The organism is Flavobacterium sp. B114r, from assembly GCF_056824125.1.
On sequence record NZ_CP124858.1, the window covers coordinates 3957732 to 3982551 of the forward strand.

Sequence of the window (24820 nt, forward strand, 5' to 3'; positions counted from 1 at the left end):
GGTGTAAAGAGCAGACCTTTGTAGAGAAATATTAAAATTATTATTTTGAAAACAAAACAACATACATCGACACATTTATTCCAGGTCAATCTTTACATACAACAAGCTATTTTTGCTTTAATAATCCTATTGTGTTTATTTTCTATTATTTCTGCACCGGTCGCTTTATTACTGGGAGTCGTAATGGTTAATGTTTTTGGTAATCCTTTTGTCGAATTCAATCATGTCGCTATTACTTATTTATTACAATTTTCAGTAGTTGGTTTAGGTTTCGGAATGAATGCTACAGCTGCAATTTCAGCAGGAAAAGAAGGTTTTTTGCTAACTGTATTCTCGATTTTTAGTACTTTACTATTAGGTACATTTTTAGGGAAATGGCTTAAAACTGATAAAAAAACATCACACTTAATTTCTTGCGGAACTGCTATTTGCGGAGGAAGTGCTATTGCCGCGATTTCACCGGTAATTAAATCAAACGAAAATCAAACATCAATTGCTTTGGGAGTTATTTTTATCCTTAATTCAATAGCATTATTCGTTTTTCCATTTATCGGACATCAACTAGATTTGTCACAAAAAGAATTTGGCTTATGGTGCGCCATTGCTATTCATGATACCAGTTCTGTTGTAGGTGCAGCTAATAAATACGGTGCCGAAGCATTGCAAATCGCAACAACTGTAAAATTAGCACGAGCATTATGGATTATTCCTATTTCTCTCATCACGGCTGCAATTTTTAAAAATAAATCCCAAAAAATCAAGATTCCTTATTTTATAGGTTTATTTATTCTTGCAATGCTTTTTAACACCTATGTTCCCGCTACTGCAGTTATTGCGCCGTTTATTGTGAATGTAGCTAAGATTGGTCTAACAATTACCTTGTTTTTAATTGGAGCTACTTTAAACATTAATACACTACGATCAGTAGGAGTGAAGCCTTTGTTACAGGGAGTTATTCTGTGGGTATTTATTGCCGGTCTGGGTTTAGCTTCAATTTTATATTTGAATTAATCAAAATACTATTTTACGTTAGAATACTTTACAATAGGTTTGCCTACAATATTATACCATTTCCCTTTAAAAGAAAAATGTCTTTCTATTGAAAAATTAAATTGTTTTTTTGTTTTAGCCATCTCACTTACTTCTTTCGGCATATCGACTTCATATTCTTCATCTCCGCCTTTTGACTTACGGTAAAATCCCGTTGTTGTAATGACAAAATCCCTGAAATATTTTTTATCCGAATCATTTACAACTTTATATGAACTTGACCAATTTGTGCCGCCTCCGGTATTTGACAGCGCATAATTGTCTACTTCCATCAAAGGCTGATACTTTCCATTAAAACCAACTATTAAATATAGATAATCGTAATACGGTGCACCAGCACCTCCATTTGAATGTACTAATGTAAAAGCGTACTGATCATCACCAATTTCGATCAATTTAGGAGAAGGAGCTCTTGAGAAAGCACCAAAAGCAGCAATTGCCGGCTGAAAAGATCTCATTTGCCAAACATTATCATTTTTTGCAAACTTGGCAACACCCACCAAACCTCCGGAAAATCTTCCTGTTTGTCCTCCGTCCCCATCATAAACGGAGTGATTAAAAAACAACAATTTAAATTGATTGCCCTTTGAATCCGTGTAATTTATATTTTCAAGAAGTCTTGTCGCAACACCTTCTTTATAGGGAAATAGTTGATCGCCTTCAGTACCATTAACATCTTTATAAGCCACCGGTTTACAGCTTTTGCATTTCCAACTCAAAAAAGTATTGTCGTCAGAAAGCTTGTATAATTTACCGGGAAACAATTTTTGCATCGTTTTAACGCCATCAAGCTGATCAGATAATTGTAAAGTTCTCTTGGTATTGAGAATAGTATCACTGACATTTTTTAATTGTATATCATCCTGAGCGGAACAAATTGAAGTAAATAATAAAAAAAGAACACTAAAACGAATCAGAGACATATATTAATATTTTTATGTAAAACAAAAACGAATTTACAAAGAAACTTTTAATATGAACTTACTGCCGATAAGGTTCGTAAAATTAAATTATAACAATATTATCTACTATTGTTTTGAATTCACTTTAAATGAAATAAATTTGCACCTCAAACAAAAAACAAATGAAAAACTTTAGAATGAAACCAAAGTTAATCGCATTTTTTGCATTAGCTATTGGATTTTTGACATTATCATGGGGAATCGTTGGCCATGAGCGTATTAATAAAGCTGCAGTAATGGCATTGCCACGTCCGCTTCAGATCTTCTTCTACAATCACATCGATTTTATTACACAAGAAGCTTCTGTTCCGGATATTCGTAAATATGCTTTAAATTATAAAGATGAAAATCCGAGGCATTATTTTGACATGGAGAATTTTGGTGCTTTAGACAGTATTCCAAAAACTATGGAGCAAGCAAAGAAAAAATACGATGCTAAATTTCTGAATGACAATGGGATATTGCCTTGGTACATAGAAGATATGATGGTAAAGCTAACCAAAGCCTTTAAAGATAAAAACAGAGCAGAAATTTTATTTCTTGCTGCAGATTTAGGTCATTATATAGGAGATGCACATATGCCATTACACACTTCTGCCAATCATGACGGGCAATTAAGTGAGCAAAAAGGAATTCACTCTCTTTGGGAAAGCAGACTTCCTGAATTATTTGCTAAAAATTACAAATTAAATGTTCCTGAGGCACATTATTATGAAGATGTTCATAAAGCAACCTGGGACATGATAAACGATACACATAGTTTAGTTCAGCCGTTATTAGACATTGATAAAAAATTAAGAACTGCGACTCCTGAAAATCAAGTTTTTAAAATGGATGCAGACGGAAAAGTATTGAAAAGCAAATACAATTCAGCTGTTTTCTCTGATGAATATGCTAAGAAATTGCATAAAGATTTAAATGGAATGGTTGAAAATCAAATGAAAAAAGCCATTACTGCAACAGCGAGTTTCTGGTATACTGCGTGGGTAAATGCAGGAAAACCTGATTTAAGCGATCTGGATGCGCCAGCGGTTACACAAAGAAACAACCAGGCTCTAAAAGATGATTTAAAACTGTTTCAGCAAGGTGACTTGTTCGGAATGAAGAATCAGAACGACTAGAGAAAGTTTTCAGTCTCAGTTAATAGTTTACATATTTTAAGCAATAAAAAAGTCTCAAATTCATCTGAATTTGAGACTTTTTTATTTTTTAGACAATCTTCATCTCGACCAAAGGGAGAGATCGCACGCGGGGAAAACGCACTGTTGCCGGGCTACTTTATGTGATTTCTCCCTTGGGTCGAAATGACAACCATGAACTATATCCAGCGGAAATCGGCTTAAATCAGTGTCATCCACTTGCTATTATATTTTCTCTTATTTCTGATATTTCTTATGTTTCAACATGTCCGAAGCTGTTTGATAAAAAGAAATTGTTTCGTTAACCAAATCAGTTCTTTCAGTTTTCATTGGAATTTCGTTATAATCAATTTGATATTCGGGAGCAATACCTGGTTTTGTATTAATTTTCAAATCAAATTGCTTTACCTGCTGTTTAGGAGATAAAACTGTTAGAACATTATCTTTTATTAAACCTAAATCCTGATAAGTTGCAATAAAAGCTCTTGGTTTATAATCAGGTTTTAGTACATCCTGACCAAAAAACTTGCTTTCATAGCTAAAATGTAATAATCCAAAAAGCGTAGGCATCAAATCAATTTGCGACATTAACTGATTGTATTGTGTTGGTTTAGCGGTTGGATCATAAATAAAAGCAGGAATCCTGTATTTATCCAACGGAAGCTCTGTTTTTCCTGCACTTGAAGCACAATGATCAGCAACAATCACAAAAACAGTATTCTTGAACCAAGGTTGCTTACTTGCCATCTCGAAGAATTTTTTTAACGAATAATCAGTATATTTTACACCGCCATCACGAGATTTAATATCTCCCGGAATGTCAATTTTATTATTAGGATATGTAAAAGGCCTGTGGTTGCTTACTGTCATGATATGATTAAAGAAAGGCTTATTTTGTTTTGCCTCAACATTCATAATCTTAATTGCTTTATTGTACATATCTTCATCACAAACTCCCCAAACGTTTGAAAATGCAATTTCTTCAGGAGAAAAGCTTGATTTATCTACAATCTCATAACCATTACCAGAATAAAAATCCTGCATATTATCAAAGAAGGCATCTCCACCATACATAAATTTCACATTATAGCCTTTTTGTTTAAAAATTGCTCCTGTCGAAAACTTGTTTTTGTTGTCCTCTCTTTTTAAAACACTTTCTCCTGCAGTTGGAGGTAAGCACAAAGTTACAGCTTCAAGTCCGCGAACAGTTCTGTTTCCTGCTGCATATAAATTTGTAAATTGTAAACTTTGCTGAGCCAGACTGTCCAGAAAAGGAGTTATGTTTTGTTTATTCCCATATGCTTTCATGAACTCTGCACTGTAACTTTCTATTGTAATTAAAACAACATTTTTATGATTTTCAACAGAATCAGCAGTTATTGTTCGAGTAGTGGTTTGCCCCGAAATAGTTGGCAATTGCTGCTTTAAGAGTTCAAATGCCTCGCTATCCGGAAGCGTTTTGTAAAATTTGAAATAATCGAGTTTATTGTTCTGAAACGCCAAATAAAATTTATACAATCCATTTGCTTGTAATTCATTAACAAAAACATTCTTAGAATTTTCTGTCTTTGCCAATAGAGGTATAGCAATCAAAGACATAATAAACAAAAGAATATAGATTCCGCTAATTTTTATTTTTTCAACTAAAGATGGAATATTATCAATATAGTTTCTGGATTTTTTTAAAATAAAATAAGTGAAAATTCCAGTGATTAAAAACAAAGCAGAAAATATAGGAACAACAGGATAAGATTGCATGATGTTCCCGATCACTTCATTAGTATAAATTAAATAGTTTACTGCAATAAAATTGTATTTTACACCAAATTCATTCCAGAAGAAATATTCACTTAATCCATTTTGCAGAATTAATAAAACGTAAAGGAAAATTACGAAAGCAAATAACCAATATCTGATTTTATCCCTTAAACGCGGAAGAAAAAGTAAAAGCGCAAAAAGAGCCGTTTTGATTCCAATAAAAATTAATACAATATTAGGTAAAGCCCCGCCATATTCAGTAATTACACTTTTACCGAAAGCAACATAAACAAACAGAAGCAATAAAACACCCAAAATTATATATCCTGAAGGTTTATTGTATTTAGAATTAGATATAAAAATAAGATAAAGCCATAAAAAAACACTCGCTACTGTAAAAACAAAAAAGTCAGAAATGAGTCCTAAAACGAAAATTTTCAGACTTTCAAGTAAAGTAAAAGAACTTTGAGTTATAGGATGAAAAAATAAAACTATTCGTAATATAAAGCTTACGGCAAAATAAAATAAAGCAAGATTGTAAAAAGGCGACAGTTTCTTGTAAATATTCATCTAATTATTTTTTTTTAGCAAAATTACATCCAATAGATTAGTTCCTGATTAAGTTATACTTTAACCTTACTTAACTTTGTCTTAATGTTGCCTTAAGATAGTAATTTTTATTCTATTCTTACAAATCTAATTCATTTCTGACTTCAAAATTTTTATCTTTGAAAACCAATTTTCCAATTTTTAATCTTAATCCCAAAATTTAATGCACATTCTAATAGTTGAAGACGAGTTAGGTATTGTTCAGTTTTTACAACAAGGCCTGCAAGAAGAAGGATACCAGATTACTACTGCAAATGATGGATCAAAAGGTTTTGAATTGATTCAGAATCAACACTTTGATTTGATTTTACTGGACTGGATGCTGCCCAAGATTAATGGTTTGGATTTATGTAAAGCAATTCGGGTAAAAGATCAAACCACACCAATAATCTTTCTAACGGCAAAAGATACAGTTCAGGAAACTATAGAGGGATTAAAAGCAGGAGCAAACGATTATATCAAAAAGCCATTTAGTTTTGAAGAATTGGTAGAACGCATTAAAATTCATTTTAGGAATCAAAAAGAATCAGAACTTTTAACTCTGGGAACTATTAAGATCGATTTGTTGAAACATATTGTTTATAAGAACGATGAAGAAATAGCCCTTACGCAACGTGAGTTTGAATTGTTAAAATATTTAATTCAAAATAAAGGAAAAGTGTGTACCAGAAATCAAATTTTAAAAGATGTCTGGGAGATTAATTTTGAATATGACACCGGAGTTATCGATGTTTTTATGAATGCAATAAGAAAAAAACTCAATTTAAAAATTGAAGAAGATTACATTAAAACAATTCGCGGTATTGGTTATATCGCCAACGACATATAAATGATACAGCTTTCTTTTAAAAATAGAATTGCATTAAACTATATTATCACCACAGGATTGTTGATTGTAGTAGTTTTTTCAGTTATTTATTCTATTGTAAAACACACCGTTTACAGTCATATTGATGAAAAAATTAAAGTTGAGATTGAAAATCATCTTGAAGAAATCAAAGAAGTTGACGGAAAAGTAATTCTTATTGATGAAGAAGAATGGAAAGAACGCGAACATAATACCGTAGATGTAAACCCGGTATTTGTTGAATTTCTTGATGTGAATAAGAAAATTATCGAAAAAGCACCAAATCTAAAAACGGAAACACTCGTATTTAACGATTCAGTTAAAGATTTTGAGTTATTTGATACTATAATGGGGGATCATGCTATTAGGCAAATTCAGGTTCCACTTCATCTAAAAGGTAAAAAAATAGGTTATGTAATTGTAGCAATGTCTTTGGCAGATTCAAAAATGGTATTAAATAATTTGTTTGATATTATGTGCCTGTCTTTCTTGGGAATTTTGTTATTACTGTTCTTTATTGCCCGCTTTTTTGCTGGCAGAAGCATAAAACCAATAAATGCCATCATTAATACTTCGAAGATTATCACGAAGGACAATCTGAAAACACGGATTCCGCTGCCCAAAACCCGGGATGAATTGTACACACTCTCTAAGACTATCAATAATCTTTTAAATAGAATTGAAGATGCTATTGAACGTGAAAAACAATTTACGTCTGACGCTTCTCATGAATTAAGAACGCCTCTCACGGTTATCAAAGGTACTCTTGAAGTTTTGATTCGTAAACCGCGTGATAATAAAGAATATGAAGAGAAAATAAATTATTGTATAAAAGAAGTCGATCATCTCAATATGTTAGTAGATCAGCTATTATTAATGGCACGTTTCGAGAACCAAAGCAAAAATATAAAAACAGAATCAGTTTACTTAAACGCAGTAATTTTAGATGTTTTGCAATTGAATTTGGAGAAGATAAATACAAAAAGAATAAAGATTAAATTTGATACAAAAGAAGATTATTATATTCAGTCGGATAATTTTTTAGTAATTACGATTTTGAGAAATATTATTTCAAATGCGATTAAATACACCAATACTGACGGAGAAGTCAAAATTTCATTTGCTAAACAAAACGACAAAATAATCTGTAAAATTTCAGACAATGGAATTGGAATCGCAAAACAGGATTTAGAATCAATCTTTAATCCCTTTTTCAGATCCAATTCAACAGATCATCCTGAGATAAAAGGAAACGGACTAGGTTTGTCGATTGTAAAAAGAATTACAGAATTGCTGCATATTAAGTTTAAAATTGAGAGCGAAATAGAAGTAGGAACTACTGTTGTTTTAAGTTTTGATGAAAATATGAAAACCGTATTATAAATTTAAAGAATTCAATAAAAACAGGGTCCCAGTTTTTTTTCTAACAATAAACTATCGTTAAGTTAAATTAAAAATTGCTTTTTTATGAAATTAACTAGTATATTTGCAACCGAATCAAAGAATTATAAAATAAACCAAGTCATGATTTCTATTCAATTACATCATCATCATTTTCATTATTGCCCTCAAGCGATGTGTTAATGGTATGCGTGTAAATCATCATATTTTAAAACCCGTTTGAGTACATCAAGCGGGTTTTTTAATTCCAATTCTTTGTACTCAAACTATTAATCCAACAAAAACTAAAAAAATGAGTACGTTAAAAATTGCAATTCAAAAATCAGGTCGTTTAAACGAAGAAAGCATTCAAATTCTAAGAGATTGCGGTATTTCGATTAACAACGGAAACGATCAGCTAAAAGCAGAAGCTTCAAATTTTCCTTTAGAAGTTTTATACTTAAGAAATTCAGATATTCCACAATATTTGATTGATGGCGTTGTAGATCTGGCCATTGTAGGAGATAATCTTTTAGTAGAAAAAGGAAAACACATTGAAGTGATTCAGAAATTAGGATTTTCAAAATGCAAAGTATCTGTTGCAGTTCCTAAAACTTTCGAGTACAACTCTATTCAGGATTTAGCAGGTTTGCGCATCGCGACGTCTTACCCAAATACAGTTAACGAATATTTCAATTCTTTTGGCTTAAGTGTAGATATTCACCAAATCTCAGGGTCTGTAGAAATCGCTCCAAACATTGGTCTTGCAGATGCTATTGTAGATATTGTTTCAAGCGGAAGTACTTTATTCAAGAATAATTTAAGAGAAGTTGAAGTTATTCTAAAAAGTGAAGCTGTTTTAGCAGTGTCCCCAAAAGTTTCTCCTGAAATTCAAAAACACATTGATACTTTAAAATTTAGAATACAATCAGTTTTAAGAGCCAGAAATTCAAAATATATTTTGATGAATGTTCCAAACGCTAAAATTGATCAAATCGGAAAAATTTTGCCGGTTTTACGCAGCTTAACAGTTTTGCCATTGGCTCAGGAAGGTTGGAGCAGTGTACACTCCGTAATTGACAAAGATACTTTTTGGGATGTAATTGATAAACTAAAAGAAGCCGGAGCCGAAGGAATTTTAGTTTGTCCAATTGAGAAAATGGTTCTTTAAGAGCTTCGCTCGCTTTAGGCTATAAGCGCTATGCTTTACGCCAGGAAAAACACAAAGTTAAAAAGCTTAAAGCCTACAGCTTATAGCATAAAGCAGAAAACAATGAATAAAATAGACAATCCAAAACCAGATACCTGGTCAGAAATACTAAAAAGACCAACCAAAACTATCGATGATATCGAAGTTACGGTTAAAGAAATTTTTAAAGAAGTACAGAAAAAAGGAGATGAAGCTGTTGCAAAATATACTTCGATCTTTGACGGAATCGCTTTAGAAAACTATGAAGTTTCGGGAGAAGAGATTCAGGAAGCTGTTAATTCAATTTCTACAGAATTAAAAGACGCTATTCAATTAGCAAAAGCAAATATTTTAAAGTTTCATACTGCTCAAAAAACCGATAAAATTTCGATTGAAACCATTGAAGGAGTAAATTGCTGGCAGGAAAAAAGACCTATTCAAAAAATTGGGTTGTATATTCCAGGAGGAACTGCACCTTTATTCTCAACAGTTTTAATGTTAGCAGTTCCTGCCGAAATTGCAGGTTGCAAAGAAATCGTTTTGTGTTCACCACCGGATAAAACCGGAAAAATAAATCCCGCTATTTTATATGCTGCTAATTTATGTGGCGTTACAAAGATCTTAAAAGTAGGAGGGATTCAGGCTATTGCAGGAATGACATTTGGAACAAAATCGATCCCGAAAGTATATAAAATTTTCGGACCCGGAAACCAATTTGTAACTGTTGCAAAACAATTAGCAACGCAATTTGGAGTTGCAATAGATATGCCGGCCGGACCTTCAGAATTGTTGGTTGTGGCAGATGATACTGCTGTTCCCGCATTTGTAGCTTCAGATTTATTGTCGCAGGCAGAACACGGAACAGACAGTCAGGTCATTCTGGTTTCGACTTCTAAAAAGTTAATTAATGCTGTAGAAAAAGAAGTTCAAAGACAAATTGAAGAACTGCCAAGAAAAGATATTGCTAAAAAAGCCATCGAAAATTCAAAATTGATTTATGTTAAAAATGATCAGATCGCTCTGGATTTAATCAACGAATACGGACCGGAGCACTTTATCGTTTGTTCTGAATTTGATGATTTTTATTGTAATGGGGTTTTGAACGCAGGTTCGGTTTTTATTGGAAATTATACTCCGGAAAGTGCCGGGGATTATGCTTCAGGAACCAATCATACTTTGCCAACAAATGGTTATGCAAAGAATTACAGCGGAGTAAATCTGGATAGTTTTTTGAAATCAATGACATTTCAGAAAATATCTGAAAAAGGAATTCAGAATATAGGAAAAGCGATTGAAATTATGGCTGATGCCGAAGGTTTGCAAGCACATAAAAATGCTGTGACTTTGAGATTGGCTAGTTTAGAGAAAAGAAAATAGAATAAAGAGAATAGAGAAAAGAATATAGATTGTAGAAAAACGGTAAAAATCTTTCTAATTAAGGTTAAGTCTATGCTCTATTTTCTATAATCTATACTCTTCTAAAAATTAAGATAATGAAATTCGATATAAATAACATAATCCGGGAAAACGTAAAAACATTAAAACCGTATTCTTCGGCTCGTGATGAGTTTGAAGATTTTGATACGGCTCAAATGATTTTTTTGGATGCTAATGAAAACCCTTTTCAAAATGGAGTAAATCGTTATCCGGATCCGCAACAGGCTTCGGTTAAAGCGATTTTGGCGAAGAATAATAGCGTAAAACCAAGTCAGATTTTATTAGGAAATGGAAGTGATGAAGTTTTGGATTTACTTTTCAGAGCGTTCTGTGAGCCAAAATTTGATAATATTATTTCGCTGCCACCAACTTACGGAATGTACAGTGTTTTGGCAAATATTAATGCGGTCGAAAATAGAGAAGTTTTACTTTCGACAGATTTTCAGCCACAGGTAGAAAAGATTTTGGATACCGTCGACGAGAATACAAAAATCATCTTTTTATGCTCGCCAAATAATCCAACCGGAAATTCTTTTTCAGACGAAAGTGTAGTGAAGTTACTTCAAAACTTTAAGGGTCTGGTAGTGATTGACGAAGCTTATATTGACTTTTCAGACAAGGAAAGCTGGTTGACAGAAATTGATGAATATCCAAATTTGGTAATCACGCAGACACTTTCAAAAGCATATGGTCTGGCAGGAATTCGTTTAGGAATCTGTTATGGTTCGGATGCTGTGATTTCAGTTTTGAACAAAATTAAACCTCCCTATAATGTAAACGAATTAACGCAACAAAGAGCAACACTTCGTTTGAATGATTCAGACAAAATAAAACAGGAAATAGCTTCGATTATTGAGCAAAGGGAAGAATTACTTAAAGTTTTACTTGAAGTAAGCTTCGTTGAGAAAGTATATCCTACAGAAGCAAATTTTGTACTTGTAAAGGTCGATGACGCAAACAAAAGATACGATCAATTAATAGCAGAAGGAATTGTAATTCGTAACAGAACAACTCAGCCATTATGCGAAAATTGCCTGCGTTTTACAATTGGAATTCCAGAGGAAAATGCAGTTTTGATTAAGGAATTGAAGTTGTTGAAATAGAAGAAAGAATATAGAAGAAATATAAGAACTTTAGTAGTAGGATGAAAAATCTATTCTCTTTACTCTATTCTCTTTACTCTTTACTCTCAAAAAATAAAATATATGAAAAAAGTACTTTTTATCGATCGTGATGGAACGATTGTTTTAGAACCTGAAAATTATCAATTAGATGCTTTGGAGAAAGTAGAATTTTATCCAAAAGCATTTCAATATTTGGCTAAAATTGCCAGTGAATTAGATTACGAATTGGCGATGGTAACCAATCAGGATGGCTTGGGCACAGATAGCTTTCCGGAAGATACGTTTTGGCCAACGCAGAATTTTATTTTGAGAGCCTTTGAAAATGAAGGTGTTTTATTTGATGATATTTTTATCGACAGGTCTTTTCCGGAAGATAATGCACCAACGCGCAAGCCAAGAACCGGAATGTTAACTAAATACATTGATAATCCCGAGTATGATTTGGTTAATTCATTTGTTTTGGGAGATCGTCTGACAGACATTGAACTGGCTAAAAACTTAGGTGCAAAAGCAATTTTTATCAATGATAATGACGGAATAGGAAGCAATGAAATCTCGTCGAAACGTGAAGAATTAGGTGAAACAATTATTCTTCAAACGATGAGTTGGAAAGAAATTTATGAGTTTTTGAAATTAGAGGCACGTTCGGCTTCGATTACGCGCAAAACAAATGAGACTGATATCTTCATCGATTTAAATCTGGACGGAACTGGAAAAAGTAAAATCGAAACCGGAATTGCATTTTTTGATCATATGTTGGACCAAATTGCACGTCATGGTCAAATGGATTTAGAAATTCTGGTAAAAGGCGATCTTGAAGTTGATGAACATCACACGATTGAAGATACGGCAATTGCTTTGGGAGAAGTTTTTGCAAAAGCGTTAGGAAATAAATTAGGAATTGAGCGTTATGGTTTCTGTTTGCCTATGGATGATTGTCTGGCGCAGGTAGCAATTGATTTTGGCGGAAGAAACTGGTTAGTTTGGGAAACCGAATTTAAGCGTGAAATGGTGGGTAAAATGCCAACAGAAATGTTTTATCATTTCTTTAAATCCTTCTCTGATGGTGCAAAAGCCAACATCAACATTAAGGCAGAAGGAATAAACGAACACCACAAAATTGAAGCAATTTTTAAAGCTTTTGCAAAAGCCATAAAAGTAGCGGTGAAAAGAGATACAGAAAAAATGATTTTGCCTTCGACGAAAGGAATGCTTTAAGATCGTTAAAAATTGTTTCAAATTTCAGGTTTCAAGTTCTGCAGAGCAACGTGAAACCTGAAACCTGAAACTTGAAACCTGAAACAAAAAAAATGAAAATAGTAATTATAAATTACGGGGCAGGAAATATTCAGAGCATTATGTTTGCCATTGAAAGACTTGGTTTTAAAGCTGTTTTGAGTAATGATCCCGAAGAAATACAAGCTGCAGATAAAGTTATTTTTCCGGGAGTAGGGGAAGCAAGCTCTGCGATGAAAAAGCTAAAAGAAAGCGGTTTGGATAGCCTGATACCAGCTTTGAAACAACCTGTTTTAGGAATTTGCCTCGGAATGCAATTGATGTGTAATTCATCTGAAGAAGGAAATACTAAAGGTTTAGGTATTTTTGATGTAGATGTGATTAAATTTACCTCAAAAGTAAAAGTGCCACAAATGGGATGGAATCAGATTTACGATTTAAAATCAGATTTGTTTAAAGGAATTTCTGAGAATGAATTTATGTATTTAGTGCATAGTTTTTACGCTCCTAATTGCACTGAGAGCATTGCAACAACGAATTATGAATTAGAATATGCATCGGCTTTGCAAAAAGATAATTTTTACGGAACTCAGTTTCATCCTGAGAAAAGCGGCGCTGTTGGGGAGAAAATTCTTGAGAACTTTCTTAAATTAAACTCCAATTTTTAAAATTCCAAATTCCAATTGTAAAATCAATATCAATCAAAATGTCAATTTAGAGAAATCGTTTTTTAATAATCGGAACTCTAAAATCTAAAATATCAAAAAATGAGAATAATACCAGCTATAGATATCATCGACGGAAAATGTGTTCGTTTGTCAAAAGGCGATTATGATACTAAAATAATTTACAACGAAAATCCGCTTGAAGTGGCGAAATCATTTGAAGCACACGGAATAGAATATTTACATTTAGTAGATTTAGACGGAGCAAAATCGAGCAAAATTGTCAATTATAAAATCCTGGAACAGATTGCCACACAAACGAGCTTGCAAATTGATTTTGGTGGCGGTTTAAAATCAGATGAAGATTTGAAGATAGCTTTTGAAAGCGGTGCAAGCCAGATTACAGGCGGAAGTATTGCTGTAAAAAACAGAGCAATTTTCGAAAAATGGATTGCAGAGTATGGTTCCGAAAAGATTATCCTGGGTGCTGATGCAAAAGAGGAAAAAGTTGCAATTTCAGGTTGGCTAGAAGACTCAGATGAAGATTTGGTGCCGTTTATTCAGGAATATCAAACTAAAGGAATTCAGTATGTTATTTGTACTGATATTGCAAAAGACGGAATGCTTGAAGGCCCTAGTTTTGATTTGTATGCTAAAATTTTGAAAGAAGCTCATGGTGTAAAGTTAATCGCTTCCGGGGGAATTTCAACTTTTGATGAATTGCCAAAATTGGCGCATTTGGGCTGTGAAGGAACAATTATTGGAAAAGCGATTTACGAAGGAAGAATTACTTTAAAACAACTGGAAAACTATATAATTAGAAAATGAGATAATTAGATAATTTACTTGTTGTGTAAAAAAATAGCTAATTATCAAATTCCAAATAACTCATTAAAAATATGATAACTTGTCATTTAAAATATATTATAGATCCTTATCAATTAGAGGCGTTTGAAGAGTATGGTAAAAGGTGGATTAAAATCGTAAATCGATTAGGAGGACAGCATCATGGCTATTTTATGCCTTCGGAAGGAGCTAATAATATTGCATATGCATTGTTTTCTTTTCCAAGTTTAACAGCTTATGAAGATTATAGAAAACAAATGTTTTCAAAGGACGATCAGGAATGTTTAGAAGCTTTTAAAATTGCCGAAGATACAAGATGTATCGTAAGTTATGAGAGAACGTTTTTAAGTCCTGTATTTAAATAAATTAGATAATGAGAAAATTAGATAATTCTACGTATTGTGTGAAAAATTAGCTAATTCTCAAATTCTCAAATTGACACATTAAAAGAAATGTTAGCAAAAAGAATCATTCCATGTTTGGATATAAAAAACGGAAGAACCGTAAAAGGCGTTAATTTTGTGGACTTACGCGATGCGGGAGATCCTGTTGAACTGGCAGAAATTTACTCGGCTGAAGGAGCTGACGAATTGGTTTTTCTTGATATTTCAGCTACCGAAGAACGTCGCAAAACGTTAGTAAATATGGTGCGAAGTGTTGCGGGAAAAATTAACATTCCATTTACTGTTGGCGGCGGAATTTCGTCTGTTGAAGATGTTGAAATTCTCTTGAATAATGGTGCTGATAAAGTTTCGATCAATTCATCGGCAGTAAAAAATCCGCAATTAATCAATGATTTGGCTCAGAGGTTCGGAAGTCAATGCGTTGTGGTTGCTATTGACGCTAAAGAAATTAACGGACAATGGATTGTACATTTGGTTGGTGGCAAAGTTCCAACAGAACTGAATTTATTTGATTGGGCTGTAGAAGTGGCAGAGCGCGGAGCAGGAGAAATTCTATTTACATCAATGGATAACGATGGGACAAAAAATGGTTTTGCCAATGAAGCTTTAGCTAAATTGTCAGAATTGATTAATATTCCGATTATTGCTTCCGGAGGAGCTGGAAATATTCAGCATTTTGTAGATTCATTTAAAGTAGGAAAAGCAGATGCTGCTTTGGCGGCCAGTGTTTTTCACTTTAAGGAAATTGAGATTAAAGCTTTGAAACAGGAATTGAGAAATAATGGTATCGAAGTTAGACTATAAAAACTGAGTCAAGAAAAAAAACAAGATTTAATCTATAAATTAAAGATTTCGGAAAATCTAAAATCTGAAGTCAAAAAATCTAAAATAATATGGACATCAATATAAAAAGCTCACACGGATTGATTCCGGCAATTATTCAGGATTCAGAAACTAAAAATGTTCTGATGCTGGGATATATGAACGAAGAATCACTGCAAAAAACAGTAGAAACACAAAAAGTAACTTTTTTTAGCCGCTCAAAACAAAGGCTTTGGACAAAAGGCGAGGAGAGTGGGAACTTTTTAAATCTTGTAAGCATTAAAAATGATTGCGATGGCGACACACTTTTAATTCAGGCAAAACCAGAAGGACCTACATGTCACACAGGAGCAGATACTTGTTGGCAGGAAGGAAATAAAGAAAGCTATGGTTTTCTTTCAAATCTTGAAAATACAATCAAAATCAGAAGAGAAAATGCCGATTCTGAGAAGAGTTATGTTGCTTCATTATTTGAAAAAGGGATCAATAAAATTGCTCAAAAGGTTGGTGAAGAAGCTGTAGAAGTTGTGATCGAAGCCAAAGATGATAATGATGATTTGTTCTTAAGCGAAAGCGCTGATTTGTTGTTTCATTATTTGATTTTATTGCAAGCAAAAGGTTTTCAGCTGAATGATGTTGTAGATGTTTTGAAGAAACGTCAGAAATAAATAAGAATTAATTTTCGGCTCAATTGTCAGACTGAGGGAACTCGAAGTTCCGCAAAGTGATTTAGTAAACGGAACTTCGACTTCCCTCAGTCTCACAAAAATGGTATCGCGCTAAAAAATAATGCATTTATGAAATTGTTTGTTTGTCTATTTTTATTTCTAAGTCCAACTTTAAATTTCGATTTTAAGAAAAATATTTTATCATATTCGATAGTTATTTCTAAAGCAGATTTAATTGTTGACGGTACAATTTCGAATGTTTCAAAGGATAGGTATGAATTTACAATAAGTCAATTTATTAAAGGAAAATCTGATTCAAAAATTAATGTTACAATCTGGAAAGAATGGATGTGTGACGGTCGGGTTAGCGATTTGAAAAAAGGACAAAAGTTACTTCTTTTTTTAGAAAAGACCTCTAAAAGTGTTTATTATCCCATAAATGAAAGTACGGGAGAATTATTTCTTGAAAAAGATAATTCGCCTTCTCCATCAATGTACAGGTTAGAACGATTTCCAAACGGAACTGTAATAAAAAAAGGCATAAAAATGTTTCTTGAAACCTATCAGGCTTATGGGAATTTAAATGATAGATTTTTGCAAAATGTATATTTTCAATCAAACAAATCTATCTTTGAAATTTATAAAATGAAGGAAGATAATAAGTTTTTTAAATATTTAGTTGATAATGAAATGCAATATTACACCGTTAAGTAACTTGCATCGTAGCTTTTTAAAATTTAAAGCAATCAGAATTAAGTTTCTTGTGGAGATCCCTCGTTCCTTGGGATGACAAGATTGCGGATAAAAAAAAAGAAAAAATCCGCGTTAATCTGCGTTTTCGCTTTAGCGAATCCGTGTCATCCGCGTACCATCTTATCGCTATTCCAGAAACTCGAAAACAGCAAATTCTTCCGGTTGGTGAAAACCATATTTTAAGCTCTTATAATATTGTAATGCAAGATATTCGGTTGTATTACCGTAATCAATTCTAAAAGTATTTCCCCTCCATTTTGTTCCGGCTTTCGGTTTATTGAAATTGCCGTTTTTAATAGTTTCTAAACTCGAAAACGGAATCTTAATTTCAGTATCAAAACCTTCGGGCGTTATTTTACTTTTTGCTTCAAGGCCTGCGATATCAAAAGCCATAGAAGTGTTCCAGCCACCACAATCCGGCGAAATACATTTAAGCAATAAATCATAGTTAGATGAAAAAGCATTTACCCCAATTTCGATATAATTTTGACCATCTCCGTCAGGATCGATAAAAATCTCTACTAAATCATCGGTACTAAAAATTTGAGAATCTTTTTTCTGAGCTGATCCAATTATTTTAGAATCTGTTGAATGATAGGCGATATACAGGTTCTCATCATTCCACGAAAGTGAAACAAAAGTATTCTGAGTACCTTTTTTTCCTGAATCATGAATTACAAAAGGTCCAAGAAAAGGGGTTTTCCAATCGGATAAATCTCCATCAATTGTTATTTTTTCAGCTGTTTTATAAATTGGTATGCTTTGCGAATAATTTGTTATTGAGCACATGAAACATAAAACAGTAGTGATTGCACTAATTTTCATAAATAGTATAAATGAATTTGATTTGCTAAAATACAGAAGAATAAATAACTTTTAATAATAATTTTTCTGATTAGCATTTCTAAAATCATTTAAAACTTAAATCGAATGTTTACATTTGTTGAAGTTTAAGCGGGTTGAAATACCTTTCTTATTTCGGTTAAAAGAAAATATTTACTTCATATGAAAAAATACTTCGGTGGCGCTTTAATCGCCTTTTTGTTTGGTTTTACAACCAATGCCCAGGGACTTTTGAATAAGTCAGAAACGGTTTTTACACATCAGGATACTTTACGCGGAAGCATTACAAAAGAAAGAGCCTGGTGGGATTTGAAATATTATCATTTAGATGTAAAAGTAAATCCAAAAGACAAAACTATTACGGGTTCAAACACTGTTCGTTATACGGTCCTAAAGGATTATAACAAAATGCAGATTGATTTGCAGGAACCTATGCAGATTTATAAAGTAACGCAAGACGGAAAAGAATTGAAATTCGAAAGGGACGGAAATGCTTTTTTTATTCAATTAACGGCTGCTCAAAAAGTAGGCGATACAAAGGAAATTATAATTTCATTTGGAGGTAAACCTAAAGAAGCTGTAAATCCGCCTTGGGATGGTGGAATTACATGGAAAAAAGATAAAAACGGAAAGGATTTTATCGCATCATCATGTCAGGGATTGGGTGCTAGTGTTTGGTGGCCAAACAAGGATCATATGTATGATGAAGTCGAAAACATGTTGATTACTGTAAATGTTCCCGGAGATCTAACTGATGTCTCAAACGGAAGATTGAAAAGTGTTAAAAAAGAAAAAGACGGTACTAAAACCTTCAATTGGTATGTTGCCAATCCAATTAATAATTATGGTGTAAACATAAATATTGGGGATTATGTGAATTTTACAGAGAAATATAAAGGAGAAAAAGGCGATTTAGATTGCAGTTATTATGTTCTGAGAGACAATCTGGAAATTGCAAAAGAGCATTTTAAAGATGCTCCAAGAATGCTAAAAGCTTTTGAAAACTGGTTTGGACCTTATCCGTTTTACGAAGACAGCTATAAATTGGTTGAAGCACCTTATTTAGGAATGGAACACCAAAGTAGTGTGACTTACGGGAATGGTTACAAAATGGGATACCGAGGGAAAGATTTAAGCGGAACCGGATGGGGATTAAAATTCGATTTTATCATTATTCACGAATCCGGACACGAATGGTTTGCTAATAATATTACCTATAAAGATATTGCAGATATGTGGGTTCATGAAAGTTTTACGAATTATTCTGAAAGCCTTTTTGTTGAATATTATTACGGAAAAGATGCAGGTGCAGAATATGTAATTGGGTGCAGAAGAAACATTCATAATGATAAGCCTATTATTGGTAATTATGATGTCAATAATGAAGGATCTGGAGATATGTATCCAAAAGGGGCGAATATGCTGCATATGATTCGTCAGGTCATTAACGATGATGCAAAATGGAAATCTATTTTAAGAGGTTTAAACAGCACTTTTTATCACCAAACGGTTACTGGTAAACAAATTCAGGAATATATCAATACGCAATCTGGAATTAATTTCAACAGGGTTTTTACACAGTATTTAAACACAACTCAGATTCCGGTTTTTGAATATATTTTTAAAAACGGATCTTTTGGATATCACTGGACTAATTGTGTAGCTAAGTTTGATATGCCGGTTAAAGTAAAATTAAACGGTGAAGAGATATGGCTTAAACCAACCACAGAATGGAAATCAGAGAAAACAACAAACGAGAAACGTACGCTTGAAGTTGATAAAGATTTCTACGTAACAAGTTCTAATATTGTAGAATAAAGATTAAATAAATTCCAATTTTTTAAAATTCCAAATTCCAATTCCGAGGTTTCGGGAGGGATTTGGGATTTTTTTTGCGTCTAGTAAACCCGACAGGTTTTAAAAACCTGTCGGGTTTGTTGGTTGTGTGCCCAGCATGGGCGATAACTCTAGGGTGTAAGTCCCGAACACGCCTTTACAGTGGGAAGTGTTAGCTGAATGCAAGGGTGTCCATCGCGAGGTGGAATCTGAAGGAAGCAGTAGGCAAACTCTTGACCTGACGAACAGAAACTATATAAAAGGCCAAAGATGTTGGATAAGGTTGCAACACAAACTGAAGTCCAAAACTGTACGGAAACATCATGGTAAATATAGCAGGTATATGAGAGGAAAGTTGTCGTTCTTACCTGGGGAGGTCTTATAGACATAGGGGGAGTTTTTTTTTTAAGAAAAGCACTTATGGATAACAATTGCTATAAGAAGTCAGCAGAGGTCATAGTAGGTACTGTAAATGAGTACCGAAGGACTGAACTTAATTAAGTGAGTAGTAAATGAATGTTACCTATGAAGGCACGAATGCAGAAAATATCAAGTAATTTGATAACTACCTTGGAAAGGATAGGACGGAATCCGACAGCTACCAGGGAGTGCAGACCTTTATTGGGATAACTGAAAACAACCTCACGGAAGTACTTTAGGTTAGGTATCTATCTTAAAATGTATCGTAAATTAAGAACCGCCTTGGTACGGATCCGTATGCCGGGTGGTGTGGAAGGTCGCCTAGGGAATTAATCCCTAGGCTCCTATCCGATTTAAAGGGATTTTGGCAGGGCTTGTCATTTCGATCGGAGAGAGAAATCGCACTAGAAATTCGTCAAAGATTTTCGACTTAAGATTGGAGACTTTCAGGGAGGAGTTTCTTACGGAGATTTTTCCTCACGTCAGAAATGACAAAAGCGTGAAAGATCTTAATCCTTCACGCTTTTTGTCTGTACTAATCTTTGTCAAAGTTTTAAACCAAGAGTGTAAGGAACTTTATTTTATGCATTGAATGTCTCTATTTTAGCAGGATCCCCACCACAATGTATTACTATTTGTTGAATGATTTCATTTTGTAATTGATTACAAAATGAAATTTTGGGGATCTTATATCCTTTTAATTCATTTAGTTTTATATAACTCAAGAGCAAGATTGATGCAATTAAAATAATATATATCATTACCTGAATTCCATTCCACTGTCTTGAAAAATAGTGCTTAAAATTCATTTCTTGCTTTATAAATCTAAAGAAACGCTCAATGTCCCAACGCTTTTTATAAATTTCTGCTATTTGATCTGCCGTAAATTCTTCTTCTGGCAAATTGCTTAAAAACAAGATCTTCTCTCCATCAGATTTTAATATCCCTTCCACTAATCTAAAAACTATTTTAGTCTTTTTTTGATTCGAGTAAAGATAAACCCTGCTATGTTTTGTTAATTTAAGAATATCATTTTCAAAATCCAATGGAGTGACCTTACTGCCTTTCTCTACTTCATATTTAGATGATTTATAAATTCGGGTTACAAAATATTTATCATCAGTAGAGAGATCAACCATTGTTTTTCTATTCTTCATTCCACGATCAAAAACGGCAATATCTTTTTTGTTGGCTATGTGCTCTTCTAGAATATTGCCCAAAGCCAAATCTTCACTAATCATTTTTTGATCCTTGTGAAACTTTACATTAAAGGGCAATTCATTAAAACCAATTGTAAATTTTATACTATTTTTGCCCTGTTCTCCTTTTTTGTTTTTCTGCCCATTTCGCATCCCGAAACTTAACAAAGAAGCAGATAAGCTTGTAATTGTGGAATCATACAAACTTAATTTGATCTTATCTTTATCATTGAGTTTATCCTGAAAAACAGTAACGGTGTGCTGATAAAGTTTTTCGAAATACTCAACGTTTATTTTTCCTATTCTCTCTGCAATACTGCTGTGACTTACACTTTTATCTTTGGGAATTTGAGCATATTTACAAAAAAAATGATTCTCATAAAAATTCTCAAATACTCTAGAGCTGGCTCTATTTTCATTTAAGACTCCAAAAACACAAAGTTTAAATAATTCCTTGCCTTTTAGTTTTTTAGCATTCCAGTCAACCATAGTTTGCTGAGCAAAAAAATCAAGTTGATCTTCTGAAATATAATTTAATATTTCTTTTACTTCTGTTCTGATTTGCATTTTCTGATAGATTTATAAATACAGAAAATAAAAATAATAGTTTTTTACAAAAGTTCCTTACACTCTTGGTTTTAAACTTTGACAAAGACCCGTGCGCAAACCATTGGAATTTGGAATTTTAAAAAATTGAAAATTTCGTCCTTAACGGCTATTCAACTTCGCTTTTTCCTTAATTATATCAGCAATTTTGCGATTTTCAATTTTACTTTCAAGCCATGAAATGATATCCAGATATAAGAAAGCTCTTTTTTCGTAGGTATTTTTTTCAAGTTCTACAAAACGCGCATGCATTTTTTTAAATTCTTTCTTAATATCGGCTGGATAAAAGTTATTTAAGTTTCTCAGGAACTTAATAATTTCCTTTTGAACTTCGTGTAAGTCGTTCATTTTTAATAGAAACTTATAAGTGTTTTTAAGGTGGTTCTCCATGTAATAATCTTTCCCTAATTCATAATGCGCAATTAAAGACAATAGTCTCGCAAAACACATTAAGTCCTCACGCATGCTTAAATTTCTGTTATTAATAATTTTATCCAGATAAAAAATGCATTCATTATACTTCTCATTTCCAAAATAAATGGAGGCGATCTTATAGAAAAATAACATCTCGTGATGCTCATCAAGATGTTCGCTATGAATTTTTATTTTCTCTAAGATCTCGGGAATCAAATATTCGCTTTCTGCAAAAGTTCCTTCCAGGATATGATAATTCAGCTTATTATTATATAAATATAGAAATGATAGCGATGCAATGTTGTCATTTACAGGAAACTTAGGATCTTCAATTGTTTCTTCTAAAAGCGTTAAATACTTCTTGAAATTCGATTTGTACTTCAACATATATAAAGACTCCAAAAAGTAATGATTCCCTTTTAAAAAAAACACCGGATTCTGATAGATCATGTTTGGGTTGTCGTAAAATAATCTCACCCACTTATAAGCAAATTTATAACTCGCAAGAAAGTCCTGAACCAGAAAACTTCGCCATAAATTGGCGTTATAGAACCAATATTTCTCTCTGAATCCAAACTTGCTTTCGTCTAATTTAGCAATATGTTTATTGAAATAGTCATCAATATAAGTATACTCTTCATCATTTTTTACATAACCGGTCTTAAGCATGATTCCGTAAAGCTGAAGCGACAAATTAGATAACTTACTTGAAATTGTATTTCTATAGTTTAATTCTTTTGCCTGAATAACCAATTCATCGGCTCGACCCTGAATACTTCGGGTAATATATTGCGATTCGATTAGTTTTTCGAATTCTACAATCTCATACGCCATATATTTCTCATCATTTTCAAGCGCAATGATTTTTGTCTTGTCCAGAATTTTTAAACTTTGTTTATACAGTCCTTTATTGTATAAAATACCCGCAAAATCTATTTGTTCACGCAGTTGATAACGAATGTTCTGACTCGGAATATTCAACCTGATGCTGACCAGAATCTGTTTGTATAAGTATGATTTTAAATTAGATAGCTGTACTTTTTTAATGATCCCGCTTTTTAGAATAAGCTTTTCATCGTAGGTTTCAGACTTATCTAAAATATTAAATAATTCGATGAATTTCGTATTTGAACTCGTCTCTAAACGGCTTGCAAAAATCTTAAACTGTCTTTTTTCGGATTTAGAAAGCGATTTAATCAATACAAATAAGAAATCTTTTTGATGGTTAGCCATTGTAAAATATAATAATATAACTTATTGGTTTTTAATAGATTAACACGTTATAAATTGTGTTATGAACAGTATAATTTCATTAAAATGAATTTCATACTGAGGAAGTACAATATATATTTGTTATCAAGATGTGAAATTACATTAAATAAATGAATATGAATAGAGAGAAAGTTCAAATTTTTGACACCACTTTGCGCGACGGCGAACAAGTTCCAGGATGTAAGTTAGATACTAAACAAAAGTTAGTTATCGCAGAACGACTTGATAAAATGGGAGTTGACGTTATCGAAGCAGGTTTTCCTGTGTCAAGTCCGGGCGATTTTTTATCGGTCTCTGAGATTTGTAAAATTGTAGAAAACGCTACCGTCTGCGGACTGACAAGAGCTGTAAAAAACGACATTGATGTTGCCGCAGCTGCTTTAAAGCATGCTAAAAGACCTAGAATCCACACAGGAATCGGAACATCTGAATCTCACATTCTCCATAAATTAAATACCACAAGAGAAGACATTATTGCCAGAGCAAAATACGCTGTATCACACGCAAAATCTTATGTAGAAGATGTTGAGTTTTATGCAGAAGATGCCGGTAGAACTGATAACGCTTTCCTTGCAAAAGTTTGTGAAGAAGTGATCAAATCCGGAGCTACGGTATTAAATATCCCAGATACAACAGGGTATTGTTTACCAGATGAATACGGTGCAAAAATCAAATATTTAAGAGAAAACGTAAAAGGTATCGAAAATGTGATCCTTTCATGTCACTGTCATAATGATTTAGGAATGGCAACTGCAAACTCTATTGCAGGAGCTATAAATGGAGCAAGACAAATAGAATGTACTATAAATGGTATTGGTGAAAGAGCCGGAAATACGGCACTTGAAGAAGTAGTGATGATTTTTAAACAACATCCTTACCTTAATCTTGACACTAATATCAATACAAGAGAATTAAATGAAATGAGCCGATTGGTTTCTGAAAGTATGGGAATGATCGTTCAGCCAAATAAAGCTATTGTTGGTGCTAATGCCTTTGCGCACAGTTCAGGGATTCATCAGGATGGTGTAATCAAAAACAGAGCAACTTACGAAATCATGGATCCGCTTGATGTGGGTGTTAATGAATCTTCGATTATTTTGACAGCAAGAAGCGGAAGAGCTGCTTTGGCTTACCGTGCAAAAAAGGTAGGTTACGAGTTGACAAAAGTACAATTGGATATCGTATACATTGAATTTTTGAAATTTGCTGATATCAAAAAAGAAGTTATCGATGCAGATATTCACCAGATTATTGAGGCTTCGAAAATTGAAGGAGATTTAGTTAGAAGTTAGTTGGAAAGAGAATAGAATAAAGAGAATAGAATAAAGAGAAAGATAAAAG

General features: G+C 33.0%; 21 protein-coding genes. 16 read left to right on the forward strand and 5 right to left on the reverse strand.

Annotated elements, in window-relative coordinates:
- The first annotated feature begins 45 nt into the window (after window positions 1–45).
- Window positions 46–1011, forward strand: a complete 966-nt coding sequence (locus QLQ94_RS16760; protein ID WP_271337559.1) for a YeiH family protein — start codon at window positions 46–48, stop codon at window positions 1009–1011.
- 8 nt (window positions 1012–1019) lie between these two features.
- Here the strand turns inward: QLQ94_RS16760 and QLQ94_RS16765 are convergent, their stop codons facing one another.
- Window positions 1020–1973 (reverse strand): hypothetical protein, encoded by a 954-nt coding sequence (locus QLQ94_RS16765; protein ID WP_271337558.1) that lies wholly within the window; start codon window positions 1971–1973, stop codon window positions 1020–1022.
- 161 nt (window positions 1974–2134) lie between these two features.
- Here QLQ94_RS16765 and QLQ94_RS16770 point away from each other — a divergent pair, with 161 nt between their 5' ends.
- Window positions 2135–3133, forward strand: a complete 999-nt coding sequence (locus tag QLQ94_RS16770; RefSeq protein WP_271337557.1) for a zinc dependent phospholipase C family protein — start codon at window positions 2135–2137, stop codon at window positions 3131–3133.
- Window positions 3134–3388: 255 nt separating this feature from the next.
- Here QLQ94_RS16770 and QLQ94_RS16775 read toward each other — a convergent pair whose 3' ends face one another.
- A complete protein-coding gene (locus QLQ94_RS16775; RefSeq protein WP_427401340.1) occupies window positions 3389–5479 on the reverse strand; it encodes an LTA synthase family protein in 2091 nt (696 codons plus the stop codon).
- A gap of 202 nt (window positions 5480–5681) precedes the next feature.
- Here QLQ94_RS16775 and QLQ94_RS16780 point away from each other — a divergent pair, with 202 nt between their 5' ends.
- From QLQ94_RS16780 to QLQ94_RS16835, 12 genes are all read left to right on the forward strand, one after another.
- Window positions 5682–6347, forward strand: coding sequence for a response regulator transcription factor (locus QLQ94_RS16780; protein ID WP_271337555.1), 666 nt, complete (start codon window positions 5682–5684; stop codon window positions 6345–6347).
- Window positions 6348–7748, forward strand: coding sequence for a sensor histidine kinase (locus QLQ94_RS16785; RefSeq protein WP_271337554.1), 1401 nt, complete (start codon window positions 6348–6350; stop codon window positions 7746–7748). It begins immediately after the preceding gene.
- A 310-nt stretch (window positions 7749–8058) separates the two neighbouring features.
- A complete protein-coding gene (gene hisG, locus QLQ94_RS16790; protein WP_271337553.1) occupies window positions 8059–8916 on the forward strand; it encodes an ATP phosphoribosyltransferase in 858 nt (285 codons plus the stop codon).
- Window positions 8917–9018: 102 nt separating this feature from the next.
- The gene (gene hisD, locus QLQ94_RS16795; protein ID WP_427401338.1) at window positions 9019–10311 is read left to right on the forward strand and encodes a histidinol dehydrogenase; all 1293 of its coding nucleotides are present in this window, start codon (window positions 9019–9021) and stop codon (window positions 10309–10311) included.
- A gap of 116 nt (window positions 10312–10427) precedes the next feature.
- The gene (gene hisC / locus QLQ94_RS16800; RefSeq protein ID WP_271337551.1) at window positions 10428–11474 is read left to right on the forward strand and encodes a histidinol-phosphate transaminase; all 1047 of its coding nucleotides are present in this window, start codon (window positions 10428–10430) and stop codon (window positions 11472–11474) included.
- Between the two features lie 102 nt (window positions 11475–11576).
- A complete protein-coding gene (gene hisB / locus QLQ94_RS16805; RefSeq protein WP_271337550.1) occupies window positions 11577–12713 on the forward strand; it encodes a bifunctional histidinol-phosphatase/imidazoleglycerol-phosphate dehydratase HisB in 1137 nt (378 codons plus the stop codon).
- 92 nt (window positions 12714–12805) lie between these two features.
- Window positions 12806–13399 (forward strand): imidazole glycerol phosphate synthase subunit HisH, encoded by a 594-nt coding sequence (gene hisH / locus QLQ94_RS16810; RefSeq protein ID WP_427401337.1) that lies wholly within the window; start codon window positions 12806–12808, stop codon window positions 13397–13399.
- Between the two features lie 99 nt (window positions 13400–13498).
- Window positions 13499–14224, forward strand: a complete 726-nt coding sequence (gene hisA / locus QLQ94_RS16815) for a 1-(5-phosphoribosyl)-5-[(5-phosphoribosylamino)methylideneamino]imidazole-4-carboxamide isomerase (RefSeq protein ID WP_271337548.1) — start codon at window positions 13499–13501, stop codon at window positions 14222–14224.
- A gap of 71 nt (window positions 14225–14295) precedes the next feature.
- Window positions 14296–14607: an NIPSNAP family protein gene (locus QLQ94_RS16820; protein WP_271337547.1), complete on the forward strand. Its 312-nt coding sequence runs from the start codon at window positions 14296–14298 to the stop codon at window positions 14605–14607.
- A gap of 87 nt (window positions 14608–14694) precedes the next feature.
- The gene (gene hisF / locus QLQ94_RS16825) at window positions 14695–15450 is read left to right on the forward strand and encodes an imidazole glycerol phosphate synthase subunit HisF (protein ID WP_482497887.1); all 756 of its coding nucleotides are present in this window, start codon (window positions 14695–14697) and stop codon (window positions 15448–15450) included.
- 89 nt (window positions 15451–15539) lie between these two features.
- On the forward strand, window positions 15540–16136 hold the full coding sequence (gene hisIE / locus QLQ94_RS16830) for a bifunctional phosphoribosyl-AMP cyclohydrolase/phosphoribosyl-ATP diphosphatase HisIE (RefSeq protein WP_271337545.1): 597 nt from the start codon (window positions 15540–15542) through the stop codon (window positions 16134–16136).
- Window positions 16137–16265: 129 nt separating this feature from the next.
- Window positions 16266–16850, forward strand: a complete 585-nt coding sequence (locus tag QLQ94_RS16835) for a hypothetical protein (protein ID WP_271337544.1) — start codon at window positions 16266–16268, stop codon at window positions 16848–16850.
- A 165-nt stretch (window positions 16851–17015) separates the two neighbouring features.
- On the opposite strand, the gene QLQ94_RS16840 is transcribed toward QLQ94_RS16835, so the two are convergent.
- Window positions 17016–17714: a carbohydrate-binding family 9-like protein gene (locus QLQ94_RS16840; RefSeq protein WP_427401336.1), complete on the reverse strand. Its 699-nt coding sequence runs from the start codon at window positions 17712–17714 to the stop codon at window positions 17016–17018.
- Between the two features lie 180 nt (window positions 17715–17894).
- On the opposite strand from QLQ94_RS16840, the gene QLQ94_RS16845 reads away from it, so the two are divergent.
- Complete coding sequence (locus QLQ94_RS16845) at window positions 17895–19550, forward strand: M1 family metallopeptidase (protein ID WP_271337542.1); 1656 nt, start codon at window positions 17895–17897, stop codon at window positions 19548–19550.
- A 1019-nt stretch (window positions 19551–20569) separates the two neighbouring features.
- Here QLQ94_RS16845 and QLQ94_RS16850 read toward each other — a convergent pair.
- Window positions 20570–21754: an IS4 family transposase gene (locus tag QLQ94_RS16850; protein WP_482497696.1), complete on the reverse strand. Its 1185-nt coding sequence runs from the start codon at window positions 21752–21754 to the stop codon at window positions 20570–20572.
- A gap of 141 nt (window positions 21755–21895) precedes the next feature.
- The gene (locus QLQ94_RS16855; RefSeq protein ID WP_427401334.1) at window positions 21896–23440 is read right to left on the reverse strand and encodes a hypothetical protein; all 1545 of its coding nucleotides are present in this window, start codon (window positions 23438–23440) and stop codon (window positions 21896–21898) included.
- A 155-nt stretch (window positions 23441–23595) separates the two neighbouring features.
- Here QLQ94_RS16855 and QLQ94_RS16860 point away from each other — a divergent pair, with 155 nt between their 5' ends.
- Window positions 23596–24771, forward strand: coding sequence for a 2-isopropylmalate synthase (locus tag QLQ94_RS16860; RefSeq protein ID WP_427401333.1), 1176 nt, complete (start codon window positions 23596–23598; stop codon window positions 24769–24771).
- Window positions 24772–24820 lie beyond the last annotated feature (49 nt).